We start from the raw sequence: 14,780 nt of genomic DNA on the forward strand, positions 1-14,780 counted from the left end.
TAGATCGGGATTTAAATCGCAAACGAGATTGCGACTTTAACCATCGATTTTTTGCCTCACATCCGGTTTCAGCCGTTTTCTGGACTGTTTAGAGTGTTTTTTATTACTTACCGATGCGAAGTTTTTCCCCGGATTTACCTGATAATCCTCAGATCACGTTCATGAATTTATCTCGTATTTCCAAGGCTGAAGAGGCAGTTATAACACATTAATTGGCTGATTAATTAAAAAATTGAATGGTCATTCAATTTATAAACTTAAGTATTTATTTCATAAGTGAATATTTTTTTCTTATCGCAGCCTGTGAACAAATTAAAACAGGATGAATCCAAGCAGTAATGGTCTGTTGATTATTGCTGCTGACAATTTTTTGGCACCAAGGCAACGGGTATCCAGTCCTTAAGGAAATCCAGCAATTCCCCTTACCTCCTGGGAAGGTAGAGAATTGACTTTTAGTCAGTGGGTGATACCTGAAATATTTTATCTGGTTCAAAATGGTCGTTTTGATCTATAACGAAGCAAAGAATATGACGCTCAGTATTCATGAGTGAGAAAAAACAGGAAAAAATGAATGGGCCGAAAGCCGATAAAGGAAATCCGTCATGGCGAACTGATCGATGCCGCCATAACGGCGATCCATCAACATGGCTACGCGGCAGTAACCATCATTCAGATCGCACGAGAAGCTGATACTGCCGCAGGTAGCATTCATTATTACTTTGGCAGCAAAGAAGGCCTGTTGGGCGCGACCATGCGCCGGCTGTTGAATATATTGCGTGACGCAACGCTTGAGCGGCTTTCAGATGCGAGCAATCCGCGTGAGCGCCTTATTGCCATGGCGCAAAGCAACTTTGACAACAAGCTTTTTTCCGTCGAACAATGTAGCGTCTGGACTCAATTTTGGGCCAACGCGCCCTACGAAGACGCCCTCGCCCGCCTGCACAAAATCAATCGTGCCCGTGTCCGCAGCAACTTTCATGCTGAGCTAAAACTATTATTACCACCCGAAGAATGCGAAGTCGCAAGACGTGCCCTGCAAGCCTACATGGACGGCGTTTGGCTTCAGGCCGCGCAGGCTTCTAAACAACTCGACCCGCCAGAAGAACGACGCCAGGTCAAAAAGGTTATCGATCGTTTATTAAAGGATTGAGTTACAAGTCATTTACCAAGAGTGTTTATCCTGCGACATACACAGATTAAACCTGAATGAGATCTTGTGTTCCCCACTTTTTCTTAACTGCCGCTAGTACTTGTTGCATACGTAGAAAACAGCTTCCCTCCTCTGCCTTTTCATCCCCAAGCCACTTAACAAGTGGATACATCGTGTCCGAACCAAGTAAGATACCGATACAGGATTTAATCTCTTGTTCAAAACGGAGCTTATTGATTTCCTTGATATTTGTTTTAAAGAGGTCAAGCATGACTTCAAATTCACTGATATCGCCCGTAACCCCTTCTGCTGTGATTGTAATCATCTTCGCCAGATGTATCGGTTGACGCCCCAACTCCGCTGAGATCAAAGGCCGTGCGTCGAGCATACCGGATCGGTTTCTCGCGGACCCGATACAGGCATCCTGAAGGGCTCGGTAACTTAAACAGCTCTCTTTTTCACCGATCATGTAGGCAGAAAGGGCAATCACATCAAAATCAATCCCGTCAATCTCATTGATGAGTTTATCGACCTGACGAACCACATAATTATGATCATCTCCATATTTCACTGCATTCTGAAGAGCTTTAACCCCGCTAATAAACCGCTTTTTGTCCAAGTTATACAAACAGTTTATGAGTTTAAATCCTGCCGCTTTGGGGAGGAAATATCTGTTGTCTTCGGAATGAACCTTTAATTTGTCGAGTAGCTCCAGGACCAGGTTTTCTTCTTTGGAATATTCGGCATCATCTACGCCAGTGTTGGAAGAACGATTGTATAATAATCTGTCTTCAACCTCGTTTAACCAGCTAAATAATTTACTAATTTGGTCTGAGAGATAATCCTTTTTATGGTCAAAAAAACTTGCGGCATTTTTGCCTTTATTTAAATAGTCTCTTCTAAGCGGCTCATAGATATTAACTTCGATAGTTTTGTTGCGAAAACGTGCGATGAGCAACAGGTTAAGCAAGTCTCGAAGGCCAGAAGCATAAACTGGATCAAAAAGACAAAGAGAGGGTATCAGCTCCCTTCTTCGCCCTTTACGAAAACCAGGATGACCAGACAGTTCTCCCCGCATATAAGCCAAAACATCCCCGAACTGATTACACAAATGATTAATCAGCATCGATTCAGCCTGTAAGTGCTTATAATCGTCAATTTCGACTTTTTGAGTGCTCTTTTTACTATAGAGCAACGGAATAATTGGCTCTTCTCCGCTTTGTTGAGTAGAAAAAGATGCCGACCGCCAAGTAACCTGTTGATATGTATGGTTTCTGATAACTTTACATAGAGCAGGTATATGACAATCAACATCTCGCAGCATATTTTAGGCCTCAAAGGGCAACGTGTAAATGAAATTAAACTGGATGACGGCGGTGTTAAGATTGTCATTCACTGCAGCCGAGACGCGCGTAGGAGGGCTATAGACCCTGCTACAGGCCAGAAGGGAAGCATCAACCAGCATGTCCGCCGACAAGTAAACGACATCCCCCTTTTTGGGTATCCTTGTGTGGTCGAGATTGAGCTGGCGCAGGTTTATATTAACAAGGGCGAACGCCGCATTGAGGGGTGTGATTTTGTTGATAAAGGGTGCCGTTTCACTCACCGATTTTGCCGACTGATCAGTGGATTATGTCGGCATATGTCTATTCAAGCGGTTTCCAGACATTTGGATATACGATGGGAAACGGTCAAGAATATCGACAGGGCATACCTTATTGAAACTCTCCCTACGCTTGATCCTGCAGAGCTAACTGGCTTGGAATATATTGGTGTAGATGAAGTTGCCCGGGCGAAAGGTCATGACTACATGACGGTGGTCTACGATATGGTTGGCGGTCATCTGATCTGGGTTGAAGCAGGCCGAACTGCCGAGGTTTTTTCAAGGTTTTTGAAACAACTGCAACCAGATACAGCCTGCAAAATAAAGGCCGTAGCGATGGATATGGGGCCTGCCTACCAAAAGGCTGTCAGAGAGTCCTTGCCGTTGGCCGACATAGTATTTGACCGTTTCCACGTCATGAAAAACTACAGCAAAGCTATCCATAATCAGCGTCGACTTGAGTTCAGAAAGGCCGATCCAAGTGGTAAAGAGTTGATGAAAGGGACACATTATCTGTTGCTCAAAAATGCGGATAAGTTGAGTGAAAAACAAAGTGACAAGCTGCAAAGGTTGCTGGAGAGCAATAGCAACCTGAATGCACTTTACGTCTTGAAAGAACAGCTTCAGCTGCTGTGGAGTGCCGCTTCATTTGAGGCGATGGCGGAGCAACTGGAACGTTGGTGCCTGATAGCAGATCAGTCACAGATGCTCTATCTAAAAAAGTTCGCGAAATCCCTACGGAAACATTGTGTGGGCATCTGCAACTACGCCAAACACAAGCTCACAAGCGCCAGGATAGAGGCTGGTAATGTCAGTATAGGAATGATCCGTAAGCGAGCCAGAGGCATCAAGGATACCGAATACTTCAAACTCAAAATTAGACAATCATCCATTCCAGATAATCAATCTATGCTCTATTTGAAATCCTAAATCTACTCAACAAAGCGGAGAAGTGCCGAATAATTTCTTGCGAAATTGATTGTGCCAGCTCAACCCGACCAGGATGAACTTTCGCATGAAGGCCATTAAGAAACTCAAGGAGCTCGGCAATAGATTTACGCGACTTGGCCGTGTCGCGGGTATTTTCTATCGTTGTGCGTAAGTCCTTGATGACAGCAACAACCGCGCTCTTAACATCAGCCGGGTCAGATTGACTGTTTAAAGAGGCAAAACTCTGTAGAGATGGCAAGGGGGAAACCAAGCGTAGAGCTCCTACTCATTGACATTTAGCAAAGATTACACTGAAATGTCCAAGTTAAATGACCCCCGGCAAAGCCGGGGGCTTAAGCGGGTGAGCCCCTTAAAGGGGCAAATTGGGAACCGCTAAAGCGGTTATGGATTGAATATATCCATTTGGTCAAAGTACTTATCACGCTCTTCTTGCGTTCTGATATACTCCCTCACCATCTGTTCATCGAGCCCTACAGTTGAGACGAAATATCCACGGGCCCAAAAATTTTCACCCTTGAAATTCCGTGCTTTATTTTTGAATTTTCGAGCTATGGCAATCGCGCTTTTTCCTTTTAGGTATCCAACGACTTTTGAAACAGCATGTTTGGGCGGTATGCTGATACACATGTGAATGTGATCCGGCATCAAATGGCCCTCCTCAATCTTACTTTCGCGATGCCCGGCCAGTTCATGGAAAATTTCACCAAGATACTGACGTAGGTTGCCATAGATAACTTTTTGCCTGCGTTTAGGGATGAAAACCACGTGGTATTTACAATCCCATCTCGTATGTGCAAGGCTTTTGTAATCTCTCATCGGCTAATTCCTTTGTTATTTTGGTCAATAAACAAAGAAATGTAAGACCGTGGGAACGGTCAAACCATTGAGAGTCCCCCGGCATAGCCGGGGGTTTACCGGATTAAATTAGTGTTAACATCGTGCTTCCATCTTCATAAATTTAAAAATTATTTGCCCCATCGCCTCCCGGTTTTGGGTAGTTAGTGTCGACGAAAGATTGCTTCTTTGCCAATGACATCTCTGTTATCAAATTTGCCTTCTGATCCCTGGTTTTATGTGGTCGGCTTTATTGCCGTCATCATCACCGGCATATCGAAGGGGGGCTTTGGCGGGATTGCCCTTCTTTCGGTCCCCATTCTCTCGCTCGTCGTGTCCCCCATTACCGCCGCAGCGATTATGCTTCCCCTCTTGCTCATCATGGATGGAATTGGGATCTTTGCCTGGCGTAGCAATGCGGATTGGCGCAACCTTTCAATGCTTCTGCCCGGTGCATTTATCGGTATTCTCGTCGGTGCCGCAACGGCACAATTTGTCGATCCGGATGATGTCCGTTTGATGGTTGGTGTGATCGCGGTTAGTTTTTGTCTCTACAGTTGGTGGCCAAAAAAAGTGTTCTCTAACCAGCCCCCGGCCCCAAGCCCGGCTGGTGTTTTCTGGGGATCGATTGCGGGCTACACCAGCTATATCGCTCACGCAGGATCTCCGCCATATCACACTTATCTGTTACCAAAAAAATTGGACAAAGCGACCTTTGCGGCTACAGGGGTGTGGTTTTTTGCTCTGGTAAATGCAACCAAGTTGCCTGCTTATATTTACACCGGACAACTTACCCTTGAGGTCCTCATCACAACTGCTTTGTTTGTTCCTGTTGTCCCCGTTGGATTTTTTCTCGGGGTTTGGCTTAATAAACGTGTTTCTCACATTTTGTTCTATCGCCTGATCTACGGAGCCGTGTTTTTAACTGGTATAAAACTGATTTACGGGGCCATGACATCAAGCTTAAGCAGTTAGTTATTGGCCTTTTTTCGTTTCTCTAACTTCTTGTGTCACCCAATCAATGAACAGCTGCATTACCTGACTGGTCGGCTTTGAGGGGGGCTGAACCAAGGAATAGCCATTTACCGATTTCACCTTCTCTTCTACAGGGCACACAACAGTTCCGTCTTTTAAGAGATCGTTGACAACCACATCCCACCCCAGCGCCACACCATGCCCACCAATCACGGCTTGAAGAATGCTGGTGTAATTATCAAAGGCGATAATATTTGATTTCTGGATATCCCTGCCGCCAAACGCGTTAAACCAGGCATCCCAGTTTTCCCACTCATGCGGATCTCCGGTCAGATAAAGCAACCTTGATTTTGCGATATCATCCACACCTGCTGGGCTCGGTAATTTTTTCAAAAATGATGGGCTGCAAATCAGAAAATAGTGAACACAGTCAATCAGTGTTGCTATGACATCCGCATTATCCCATTGTCCCGCCCCATACCGAATTGCGAGATCAATGTTATTCTCACTCAGATCCAAAATCTGATCGTTCACCACAACTTCAACATTGATATGCGGGTATTTTTCATTGAAATCTATGATCCGCCGGGATAGCCAAAGAGTGGCGAACTTTATCGTCGTCGTGATTTTGAGGCGGCATTCTGATAAATTCTCCGACACTGAAATATCAGAAAATGTCTCTGACAATCCCTGTAACAAAGGTGTTATCGACGTGAATAACGTCAAGCCCGTAGGTGTCAGTTTCACCCCGGTGTGATGACGCACAAACAGCTCTCCACCGACAAACTTTTCTAGCAAGCGAACCTGTCGACTTATCGCCTCTCTGGTCACATGTAACTCTTCGGATGCCTGACGAAAATTTTGATACCGTGCTGCCGCCTCAAAGGCTGTGAGGCAGCTCATGGGCGGGAGGGATTTCCTCAAACTCATCTATCAATCTTTCTATATTCACGCGTAGGACATGTTTTCACACAACCAGATATTTACGTGCTAGAACGAAGGTGGCAATAAAAACTTGGCACCCAGCAATTATTATCGCCCTTATGGGCCTTCGCCAGAGACGTTAAGCTCTCTGCGGCGCCTGAATAAGTTAGAGTAAAAGTTAGAGATTTGAATGATGCCCGGGTACAAAGAACAAAAATACGATGTCGCCATTGTCGGGGCAGGAATGGTCGGCATTTCTTGTGCTTTGTGGCTACAGAGAAGCGGTAAATCAGTTTGTATTATCGATCGGCTACCACCCGGAGAGAGTACCGCCAGCGGCAGTTCCTGTACCTTTGCCGATTATGCCTGCATCCCCATAAACTCACCCTCTCTCCCCTTTCAAGCACCCGGTATGATCTTACGCAAAGACAGTCCTCTTGCGATCAAGTGGAATTATATTCACCGCATGCTCCCCTGGCTTGCGCAGTTCCTGGCCAACTGTCGCCCCCACAAAGTCACCCATATTATCGATGCACTGGCCGTAATTTTGTCCCATGCCGAGAGCGGTCTCATGCCCTTGATCGAAGACGCCTATGCGACAGATCTCATTAAACGCCGTGGCTGTCTATACTTGTACAATACCGCCAAAGGTTATGAAGCCGCGCGCCCAGATATTCGCACCCGCCAAGAACGCGGTGTGTCCCTACATGAAATTAGTGCTGGTGAGATCTATGACATGGAACCAAATCTAGAGCATCTGTTCCATAGAGGAGTGTACTTTGACAAAGCTTTCCAGTTTCTTTTTCCGGGTAAGCTCATTAAAAGACTTACCGCTCACTTTGTGACGCAGGGAGGAACTTTCATATCTGGGAATGTTAGTGAAATAGAAAGCTCTGAGGCAGAAAATATTGGTATCATATACGGTGACAAGACGATCCGGGCGGACAAAGCCGTTATCGCTGCCGGTGCGCATGCCCTCGATTTGTTGCCTTGGCTCTCAGGTAAGATGCCCCTGGATACCGAACGCGGCTATCACATCATGTTGGCAGGATCAAAGACAGGCCTTAATCGCCCCGTAGGTTGGGCTGAAAAAGGTTTTTACATGACACCGCTCGTTAACCAGATCCGCATCGCCGGAACCGTTGAGCTCGGTGGACTGCAAGGTAACTACACCGAACAACTCCTGAGTTATCTGGAGAAAACAGCCAAACAAGCTCTCCCTGGTCTCGGGGCTCGGGAAAGTTCCTGGCTTGGTTTCCGACCAAGTATGCCCGATGCTCTCCCCGTCATAGGACCTTCACCCCGAGATAAAAATATCATCCTGGCTTTTGGCCATCAGCATGTCGGCCTAACCCTTGGGGGTATTACCGGAAAAATCGTCGCTTCGCTGATTGGGGGCGAACCAACCCCATTCGACATCTCGCCCTATTGCCCACAACGGTTTCAATAGAGAATGGCTTTAACAATATCAGGAGAAAACTACGGCGTTGTGCGCTCACCAAGATCGCTAAAAAAGCGTAAAAGATAGCCATCCGGGTCTTGAACCAGGAATTCTCGGTTGCCGACTTCTATATCACCCGCGCGATACCATTGATCTTCCAGAGGACGAAACAGGGGCCACTTAGCTTCCGCGAGACGGTCATGAATAGCTTGAACGTCAGAGACTTCGATTTGAAGATTGATCCCGCGGCCATAAGGTTTGGTCGCCCGTGCCGTCCACCAGTCACCCTCATCATCGGAAATCTCAGGTGTTTCATCCAACATAAGCTCGGCCCCGTCCAGTCCGAGATAGGCAAAACGATTTTCCGGCCTGTCATAAAGGACTTCAAATCCCGCAAGCTTAAGATAAAAATCAAGACTGACATCCAGGTTAGAACAGAGCAGTTCCGGGACGACTTTACAGCGCGACATATTAATTTCCAGATTGTCTGTTTATTAGGGCCTAATATCCGAACTCGGTACCAGGGTCCGGAAAATTGCTCCCAGGATTTTCCACAGTGCCGGCTTCTTCATCGTCTTCTTCCAAACCTTGGAATTCGCCAACGGGTTCGAGATCATTTCGGGTCCACCAATATCTGAAACCTTGTGCACGCAGCCATACTTCGACCCGCGCTAGGTCATTCCACTCACGCCCAAAGCCCCGCGCAGAATTTATCCGGGCGAGTTGTGTATCCACATAAACCAGTACTCCCCAGGAAAAGGGATGTTTGCTTTGATCGCCAAAACCGCCACCTTTTTGCTGACGATGGACACGGTAAACCACTGGAAACTCACCTAATCTTGCCGTTTGACGAAGATAAACAAGATCGGCCTGAGTGACAGCCATTGTAACGCCCAAATTTACATCTTGGTCCATGGTGTTGACAGCTTCCTTTTTTTGATACAGCATGAGGCATGATGTTTGGAGAATATTACCATCCAGACCGAACCTGTCAAAGAGGATATGCTTAAGATGGCGCGCAAGATTAACCCGGTACCAAAAGGTTATCACACATCTACACCCGTTCTTGTGGTGAAAAACGCAGCCGCAGCGATTGAGTTTTACGCTTCGGTGTTTGGTGCAAAAGAACTCTCCCGAATTGTCGACGTAGATGGCATCACCATTCTACGTGCCGAGCTCAAAATCGGAAATTCGATTATTCACCTGAACGATGAAATGCCAGCATACGGCATCTTGTCACCGATCTCCCTTGGGGGCACTTCCAACGCGGTTCAGCTTTATCTCGCGGACATTGATGATGCCTGGGACCGTGCAGTAGAAGCACAGGCCGCTGTTGTTCTTCCGCTCGAAGATACCTATTGGGGTGAGCGTACAGGTAAAATTGTCGATGCTTTCGGCCACGTTTGGATCCTGAGCAAAAAGATCGAAAACCTGAGCAAAGACGAGATCGAAAAACGTTTTGCAGAGCTTACGGCTGTAGAGACTGAAGCAGATCTTGAAGTTGCAGATCTTGAAGTCAGTGCGGAAGAAGTCGTGATTGAGGCTTCTCTTTCTGACCAAGACGCAGTTCCAGTCATTGATATCAGTGAAGCATTGAACAGCTAGGCTGAAATAAAAACAGGGCAATCAGACCCAAGACGAAAACAGGTTTTGGTGTCGGTAATGAGGTAAGGTAAAGTATTATGGATAATAGCTCTCTGTCTGCACGGCGTGATAACGCCGTTCCCCGCGGCGTCGCAACAGCAACCAATGTTTTTGCGGATCGGGCGGAAAATGCCGAACTTTGGGATGTCGAAGGCAAACGCTTTATCGACTTTGCTGGTGGCATTGCGGTTCTAAACACCGGTCATCGTCACCCGACGGTTATGTCTCGTGTTCAAGAACAGATGGAGCGCTTTACCCATACGGCTTATCAGGTTGTTCCCTACGAAAGCTATGTTGAGCTGGCTGAGCGCCTGAACAAGATTGCTCCGGGACCAACACCGAAGAAAACCCTGTTTCTCACCACTGGTGCCGAAGCCGTTGAAAACGCGATTAAGATTGCCCGGGCCCATACCGGGCGCCCGGGTGTGATCGCTTTTTCCGGTGGTTTTCACGGCCGCACCAATCTGACCATGGGTCTGACCGGTAAGGTTGTGCCCTATAAAGTAGGCTTTGGCCCCTTCCCTGCTGATATTTTCCATGTGCCTTATCCCATGGCCAATCATGGTATCAGCGAAGAAGATTCACTCGCTGCTCTCAACACCGTTTTCAAAGCTGACGTTGACCCCAACCGAATTGCCGCGATTATCATTGAACCGGTCCAGGGCGAAGGGGGCTTTTACATTGCCTCTCCCGAGTTCATGCAAAAATTGCGTGCGATTTGTGATGAGCATGGCATCTTGCTGATTGCCGATGAAATCCAAACCGGCTTTGCCCGTACCGGCCGTACCCTCGCCATTGAACACGCTGGCATTGAACCAGATATGATTACCATAGCCAAAAGTCTCGCCGGTGGCTTCCCGCTCTCTGGTGTCATTGGTAAAGCAGAAATTATGGATGCGCCCGCTCCCGGCGGTTTGGGCGGCACCTATGGCGGCAGCCCGATAGGCTGTGCGGCAGCCCTCGCCGTTTTGGACGTGATCGAAGCTGAAAAGCTAAACGACAAAGCGGAAATGCTCGGTGAAAAAACTGTTGCGCGACTGCGTGACTTTTCAAAAACCAACGCAGGCGCCGTCATAGGTGACATTCGCAATCTTGGTGGTATGATTGCTTTTGAATTGATGGAAGGCGACGCTCCGGATCCTGCCTTGGCAAAGGCTCTTTGCGCCAAAGCAATGGAAAATGGGCTTATTCTTTTATCTTGTGGTATATATGGAAACACGATCCGAATTCTGGTTCCTCTCACGGCAGAAGACGCCTTGGTCGACGAAGGTTTGGACGTATTGGAAGCATCGCTTGCTCAATGCATTTCTGATGCTCGGTAATGGTGTCTTTGGTACCTGACGTAACGCATAAAACCCTGTGCGGGGTGAAGATTTAATCTAATCACCCTGCATATTTGGGGCACATTTAGGCACTTACGTCAGCAATAAAAACGTGAAAAGAAACATATGACGCCATTTTCTATTGCAGGCATACAAATGTATGTATCTGCAACGCATGAAAACGTTTCCGCCATGAAGCTGCGGACAGAAGTTGCACTCGCGCGCTTTCCGTGGATCAACATGGTTATTTTTAGCGAGTTGGCTCCCTTTGGCCCGCTTATTGATAATCACCCTGAAACGATCACCGACCAGATAGAGATCTTTCAAGAACTCGCCGTGCAACACGGGATCTGGATCATACCAGGATCAATGTTTGAGCGCAGGGAAGACGCTGTGTTCAATACATCTGTTGTGATAAATCCCGAAGGTGTCGTCGTTGGCCGCTATGACAAAATGTTTCCCTTTATGCCTTACGAGCAAGGGGTTACAGGCGGCACCGAGTTTCTGGTTTTTGACGTCCCACAGGTTGGACGTTTTGGCTTTTCGATTTGCTATGACATCTGGTTCCCGGAAACGACACGCACCCTCGCCGCGATGGGCGCGGAAGTTCTGCTACACCCGGTCCTAACCGGCACAACTGACCGCGATGTGGAACTGGCAATCGCCCGCGCAACCGCAGCCCAATTCCAGTGTTATGTTTTTGACATCAACGGCATCGGGGCTGGCGGCATTGGTCGATCCTGTGTGGTCGGGCCTGGCGGTAACATGCTCTATGAAGCACGTGGCAGCGAAGAGATTATCCCGATCGAGATCGATATGGATCTGGTTCGCCACCAACGCTCACTCGGACAGAACGGATTGGGACAGGTTCTCAAGAGCTTCAGAGACAAGAATGTCGATTTTTCTGTTTATGATGATGACAAATTCAATCACGAGTACCATGATAGTCTTGGACCACTGCAGATGGCACGCCGCCACCCGCATAATTGACCCAACATTAACCGATAGAAACGAAGCTCGCAGAAAACTTCGTCACAAAAAATAAAAATGAGTACGCACTAAAAACAGGCAATAAAAAAATAAAAAACCAGCATCTAAAAAAGATGCAGCAGGGAAGAGGAACATATGGAGAAAGCTAAGAAGATTTATAATAAGAAATCGCTCAGCCATTATTACAATGCCTCACAATTTCGTATCGACACTTGGAATAAACTAAAAAACACCGCCCAACAGCTGGCAAACGGTGGTCCCAATACGGATAAACACTTGGTAAAAGTGCGTGAACTCCTCGACTATCTCGCACCCGTCGAAGTTTACTGGGCCTTTCCAGGTCAACAAGTATTCAAGCAACTGATCCGTGACGAACAGCAAGAAGAATACCAAAAACTCTCCAACAAAGTGAAGCGCATAGCCACCGCCCTTTTAAGTGGCGAATATAGGCGAAAACATATCCACCTCAACGGTGATACCGAAACCGAAGCCGATCGCGATGCCACGATTGAGCCCGACGGCTATGCCAATTTCGACCGCGCGCGCAAACGCCCCTATTTTGAAGTCCTCATCGTCGATGACCTGTCTGATGCTCAACAAGAAGCACAACGTTCGGCACTGGCTGCCATGCGCAGCGATGAAGACCGCTTTACCTATGCGCCCGTATTTGTGCCAAGTCTGGACGATGCCCTGATCGCGGCGTCTTTTAATCACAGCATCCAATCGGTTGTGATCCGTTTTGGATTTGATCTGCATTCAGAAAATGGCTTGCCTGTCCTGAACAAGTTTTTGCGTGACGCAAAAGTCGACGGCATCGATACAGCAGATAGCAGTGAATACGCCATCATCCTGGCTGATGCGATTTCCCGTATCCGCCCAGAGCTGGACCTGTTCCTGGTTACGGATCAATCAGTCGAGGACATCGCCGGCAAAGTTGGAAAAACCTGTCGCCGGGTTTTCTACAACAGCGAAGACTTCTTTGAACTGCATCTGAACATTCTGCGCGGCATTGATGACCGTTACAGAACACCGTTCTTTACGGCTCTGAAAAAGTATTCAGAGAAACCAACAGGCGTGTTTCACGCCATGCCGATCTCTCGCGGCAAGTCCATCATCAAGTCCCATTGGATCCAGGACATGGGCGAGTTTTATGGCCTCAACATTTTCCTGGCTGAGACCTCTTCCACATCCGGCGGTTTGGACTCTCTGCTTGAGCCCCAAGGCCCGATCAAGGAAGCTCAGGACCTTACAGCCCGGGCTTTTGGCTCCAAAGTCACCTTCTTTGCCACCAACGGAACCTCGACCTGTAATAAGATTGTGGTTCAGGCACTGGTGCGCCCGGATGACATTGTGCTGGTCGATCGCGATTGCCACAAATCCCATCACTACGGCATGGTCCTCGCCGGGGCCAACGTGGTCTATCTAGATTCCTATCCCTTGAGCGAATATTCCATGTATGGTGCGGTACCCTTGCGCACCATCAAAGAGAAACTCTTGCGTCTGCGCAGCGAAGGCAAACTTGACCGCGTCAAGATGCTGCTTCTGACCAACTGTACCTTTGACGGCATTATCTACAATGTGCAGCGGGTGATGGAAGAATGTCTGGCGATCAAACCCGATCTGGTTTTCCTCTGGGATGAAGCCTGGTTTGGTTTTGCCCGTTTCGGCCCGACTTATCGCCAACGCACCGCCATGTTCTCTGCCTCAGAGCTCATCTCACGTTACAAGTCGGAAGGCTACCGCGAAGAGTACGAGGCCTTCAAAAACGAAACCGAAGGGCTCGACCCGGATGACATCGAGACCTGGTCAAACAGGCGTCTCTATCCAGATCCGGATAAGGTACGCATTCGAACATATTCAACGCAATCAACTCATAAAACCCTGACCGCGTTGCGACAGGGATCCATGATCCACATCTACGATCAGGATTATAAATCAAAGGTCGAAGAAGCGTTCCACGAAGCCTACATGACCCACACCTCTACCTCGCCAAACTACCAAATTCTGGCCTCGCTGGATGTGGGCCGTCGTCAGGTCGAATTGGAAGGGTTCGAGCTGGTGCAAAAGCAGGTCGAAATGGCCATGGTTCTGCGCCAGAGCATCATGACCCATCCAATGTTGCGTAAATACTTCCGCATTCTCACTGTGGGTGATGTGGTCCCTGCTGAATATCGCCAGTCTGGCATCGAAAGTTACTACGACCCTGATCAGGGCTGGAATGATATCTGGAACGCTTGGGAAAAGGATGAATTCTGTCTGGATGCCACCCGGATCACCCTCTTTGTCGGTGACACCGGTATGGATGGCGATACCTTCAAGAACAAGATCTTGATGGATAAATACGGTATTCAGATAAACAAGACATCGCGTAATTCCGTCTTGTTTATGACCAACATCGGCACCACGCGTAGTTCTGTTGCCTATCTGATCGAGGTACTGGTCAAAATTGCTCACGAGCTCGAACAGCAGCTCGAAGACATGAGCCCGGCTGAACGTAAAATCCACGAAGCCAACGTCAAATCAATGGTGGAAGAACTCCCGCCGTTGCCGGATTTCTCTCGCTTCCACGATGCCTTCAGGCACGATCTCTCTGGTGAAGTTGCCGAAGGGGATTCCAGAACTCCGTTCTTCCTGGCCTACGATGCCGAAAACTGTGAATACCTCAGCCTGAACGACAATTCGATCGATAACGCGATGGCAGAGGGAAGAGATGTTGTTTCTGCATCCTTTATCATCCCCTATCCGCCGGGCTTTCCAATTCTGGTCCCCGGTCAGGTTGCCAGCACCGAGATTATCGAATTCCTGCGCAACCTTGATGTGAAGGAAATCCATGGGTACCGCCCGGAACTGGGACTGCGGGTATTTACCCAAGAGGCGATCGAACGCCAGATGCAAAACAAGAAATGAAAATCAAAACCAAAATATAAAACTGAATTAATCAGACAT

15 protein-coding genes are annotated in these 14,780 nt (G+C 47.8%); 8 read left to right on the forward strand and 7 right to left on the reverse strand.

What is annotated here, in order from left to right; genetic code table 11:
• The first annotated feature begins 571 nt into the window (after positions 1-571).
• Positions 572-1,150 (forward strand): choline-responsive transcriptional repressor BetI, encoded by a 579-nt coding sequence (gene betI, locus ACOGW3_RS23980; RefSeq protein ID WP_419905249.1) that lies wholly within the window; start codon positions 572-574, stop codon positions 1,148-1,150.
• A 46-nt stretch (positions 1,151-1,196) separates the two neighbouring features.
• Here the strand turns inward: betI and ACOGW3_RS23985 are convergent, their stop codons facing one another.
• Entirely contained in the window at positions 1,197-2,228 is a 1,032-nt protein-coding gene (locus ACOGW3_RS23985; RefSeq protein ID WP_419905250.1) for a hypothetical protein, read from the reverse strand.
• Positions 2,229-2,269: 41 nt separating this feature from the next.
• Positions 2,270-2,464, reverse strand: a complete 195-nt coding sequence (locus ACOGW3_RS23990) for a hypothetical protein (protein ID WP_419905251.1) — start codon at positions 2,462-2,464, stop codon at positions 2,270-2,272.
• On the opposite strand from ACOGW3_RS23990, the gene ACOGW3_RS23995 reads away from it, so the two are divergent.
• On the forward strand, positions 2,451-3,683 hold the full coding sequence (locus tag ACOGW3_RS23995; RefSeq protein WP_419901077.1) for an ISL3 family transposase: 1,233 nt from the start codon (positions 2,451-2,453) through the stop codon (positions 3,681-3,683). The two genes, ACOGW3_RS23990 and ACOGW3_RS23995, sit on opposite strands and share 14 nt — an antisense overlap.
• On the opposite strand, the gene ACOGW3_RS24000 is transcribed toward ACOGW3_RS23995, so the two are convergent.
• On the reverse strand, positions 3,661-3,954 hold the full coding sequence (locus tag ACOGW3_RS24000; RefSeq protein WP_419905252.1) for a hypothetical protein: 294 nt from the start codon (positions 3,952-3,954) through the stop codon (positions 3,661-3,663). The two genes, ACOGW3_RS23995 and ACOGW3_RS24000, sit on opposite strands and share 23 nt — an antisense overlap.
• Before the next feature lie 131 nt (positions 3,955-4,085).
• Positions 4,086-4,520, reverse strand: a complete 435-nt coding sequence (gene tnpA, locus ACOGW3_RS24005; protein WP_419901154.1) for an IS200/IS605 family transposase — start codon at positions 4,518-4,520, stop codon at positions 4,086-4,088.
• Positions 4,521-4,733: 213 nt separating this feature from the next.
• On the opposite strand from tnpA, the gene ACOGW3_RS24010 reads away from it, so the two are divergent.
• Positions 4,734-5,513, forward strand: a complete 780-nt coding sequence (locus ACOGW3_RS24010; protein ID WP_419905253.1) for a sulfite exporter TauE/SafE family protein — start codon at positions 4,734-4,736, stop codon at positions 5,511-5,513.
• Here the strand turns inward: ACOGW3_RS24010 and ACOGW3_RS24015 are convergent, their stop codons facing one another.
• Positions 5,514-6,416, reverse strand: a complete 903-nt coding sequence (locus ACOGW3_RS24015; protein WP_419905254.1) for a LysR substrate-binding domain-containing protein — start codon at positions 6,414-6,416, stop codon at positions 5,514-5,516.
• Between the two features lie 211 nt (positions 6,417-6,627).
• On the opposite strand from ACOGW3_RS24015, the gene ACOGW3_RS24020 reads away from it, so the two are divergent.
• Positions 6,628-7,887 carry an NAD(P)/FAD-dependent oxidoreductase gene (locus ACOGW3_RS24020; protein WP_419905255.1) on the forward strand — a complete coding sequence of 420 codons (1,260 nt, stop codon included), beginning with the start codon at positions 6,628-6,630 and terminating at the stop codon, positions 7,885-7,887.
• A gap of 29 nt (positions 7,888-7,916) precedes the next feature.
• On the opposite strand, the gene ACOGW3_RS24025 is transcribed toward ACOGW3_RS24020, so the two are convergent.
• Entirely contained in the window at positions 7,917-8,348 is a 432-nt protein-coding gene (locus ACOGW3_RS24025) for a bleomycin resistance protein (protein ID WP_419905256.1), read from the reverse strand.
• A 31-nt stretch (positions 8,349-8,379) separates the two neighbouring features.
• On the reverse strand, positions 8,380-8,793 hold the full coding sequence (locus ACOGW3_RS24030; protein WP_419905257.1) for a hypothetical protein: 414 nt from the start codon (positions 8,791-8,793) through the stop codon (positions 8,380-8,382).
• Between the two features lie 45 nt (positions 8,794-8,838).
• Here ACOGW3_RS24030 and ACOGW3_RS24035 point away from each other — a divergent pair, with 45 nt between their 5' ends.
• From ACOGW3_RS24035 to ACOGW3_RS24050, 4 genes are all read left to right on the forward strand, one after another.
• Positions 8,839-9,483 (forward strand): VOC family protein, encoded by a 645-nt coding sequence (locus ACOGW3_RS24035; RefSeq protein ID WP_419905258.1) that lies wholly within the window; start codon positions 8,839-8,841, stop codon positions 9,481-9,483.
• 77 nt (positions 9,484-9,560) lie between these two features.
• On the forward strand, positions 9,561-10,844 hold the full coding sequence (gene gabT / locus ACOGW3_RS24040) for a 4-aminobutyrate--2-oxoglutarate transaminase (RefSeq protein WP_419905259.1): 1,284 nt from the start codon (positions 9,561-9,563) through the stop codon (positions 10,842-10,844).
• 126 nt (positions 10,845-10,970) lie between these two features.
• Positions 10,971-11,834 carry a carbon-nitrogen hydrolase family protein gene (locus ACOGW3_RS24045; RefSeq protein WP_419905260.1) on the forward strand — a complete coding sequence of 288 codons (864 nt, stop codon included), beginning with the start codon at positions 10,971-10,973 and terminating at the stop codon, positions 11,832-11,834.
• A 135-nt stretch (positions 11,835-11,969) separates the two neighbouring features.
• Positions 11,970-14,741 (forward strand): aminotransferase class I/II-fold pyridoxal phosphate-dependent enzyme, encoded by a 2,772-nt coding sequence (locus ACOGW3_RS24050; protein WP_419905261.1) that lies wholly within the window; start codon positions 11,970-11,972, stop codon positions 14,739-14,741.
• The last annotated feature ends 39 nt before the right edge of the window (positions 14,742-14,780 follow it).

The sequence above is a fragment of the Kiloniella sp. genome, assembly GCF_965205715.1.
GTDB lineage: Bacteria > Pseudomonadota > Alphaproteobacteria > Kiloniellales > Kiloniellaceae > Kiloniella.

What these genes read in the sequence shown, in the direction of transcription:
- betI (WP_419905249.1), top strand. Translation starts at nt 572, where the DNA reads ATGGGCCGAAAGCCGATAAAGGAAATCCGTCATGGCGAACTGATCGAT.
- ACOGW3_RS23985 (WP_419905250.1), bottom strand. Translation starts at nt 2,228, where the DNA reads ATGCGGGGAGAACTGTCTGGTCATCCTGGTTTTCGTAAAGGGCGAAGA.
- ACOGW3_RS23995 (WP_419901077.1), top strand. Translation starts at nt 2,451, where the DNA reads ATGACAATCAACATCTCGCAGCATATTTTAGGCCTCAAAGGGCAACGT.
- ACOGW3_RS23990 (WP_419905251.1), bottom strand. Translation starts at nt 2,464, where the DNA reads ATGTTGATTGTCATATACCTGCTCTATGTAAAGTTATCAGAAACCATA.
- tnpA (WP_419901154.1), bottom strand. Translation starts at nt 4,520, where the DNA reads ATGAGAGATTACAAAAGCCTTGCACATACGAGATGGGATTGTAAATAC.
- ACOGW3_RS24010 (WP_419905253.1), top strand. Translation starts at nt 4,734, where the DNA reads ATGACATCTCTGTTATCAAATTTGCCTTCTGATCCCTGGTTTTATGTG.
- ACOGW3_RS24015 (WP_419905254.1), bottom strand. Translation starts at nt 6,416, where the DNA reads ATGAGCTGCCTCACAGCCTTTGAGGCGGCAGCACGGTATCAAAATTTT.
- ACOGW3_RS24020 (WP_419905255.1), top strand. Translation starts at nt 6,628, where the DNA reads ATGATGCCCGGGTACAAAGAACAAAAATACGATGTCGCCATTGTCGGG.
- ACOGW3_RS24025 (WP_419905256.1), bottom strand. Translation starts at nt 8,348, where the DNA reads ATGTCGCGCTGTAAAGTCGTCCCGGAACTGCTCTGTTCTAACCTGGAT.
- ACOGW3_RS24030 (WP_419905257.1), bottom strand. Translation starts at nt 8,793, where the DNA reads ATGGACCAAGATGTAAATTTGGGCGTTACAATGGCTGTCACTCAGGCC.
- gabT (WP_419905259.1), top strand. Translation starts at nt 9,561, where the DNA reads ATGGATAATAGCTCTCTGTCTGCACGGCGTGATAACGCCGTTCCCCGC.
- ACOGW3_RS24045 (WP_419905260.1), top strand. Translation starts at nt 10,971, where the DNA reads ATGACGCCATTTTCTATTGCAGGCATACAAATGTATGTATCTGCAACG.
- ACOGW3_RS24050 (WP_419905261.1), top strand. Translation starts at nt 11,970, where the DNA reads ATGGAGAAAGCTAAGAAGATTTATAATAAGAAATCGCTCAGCCATTAT.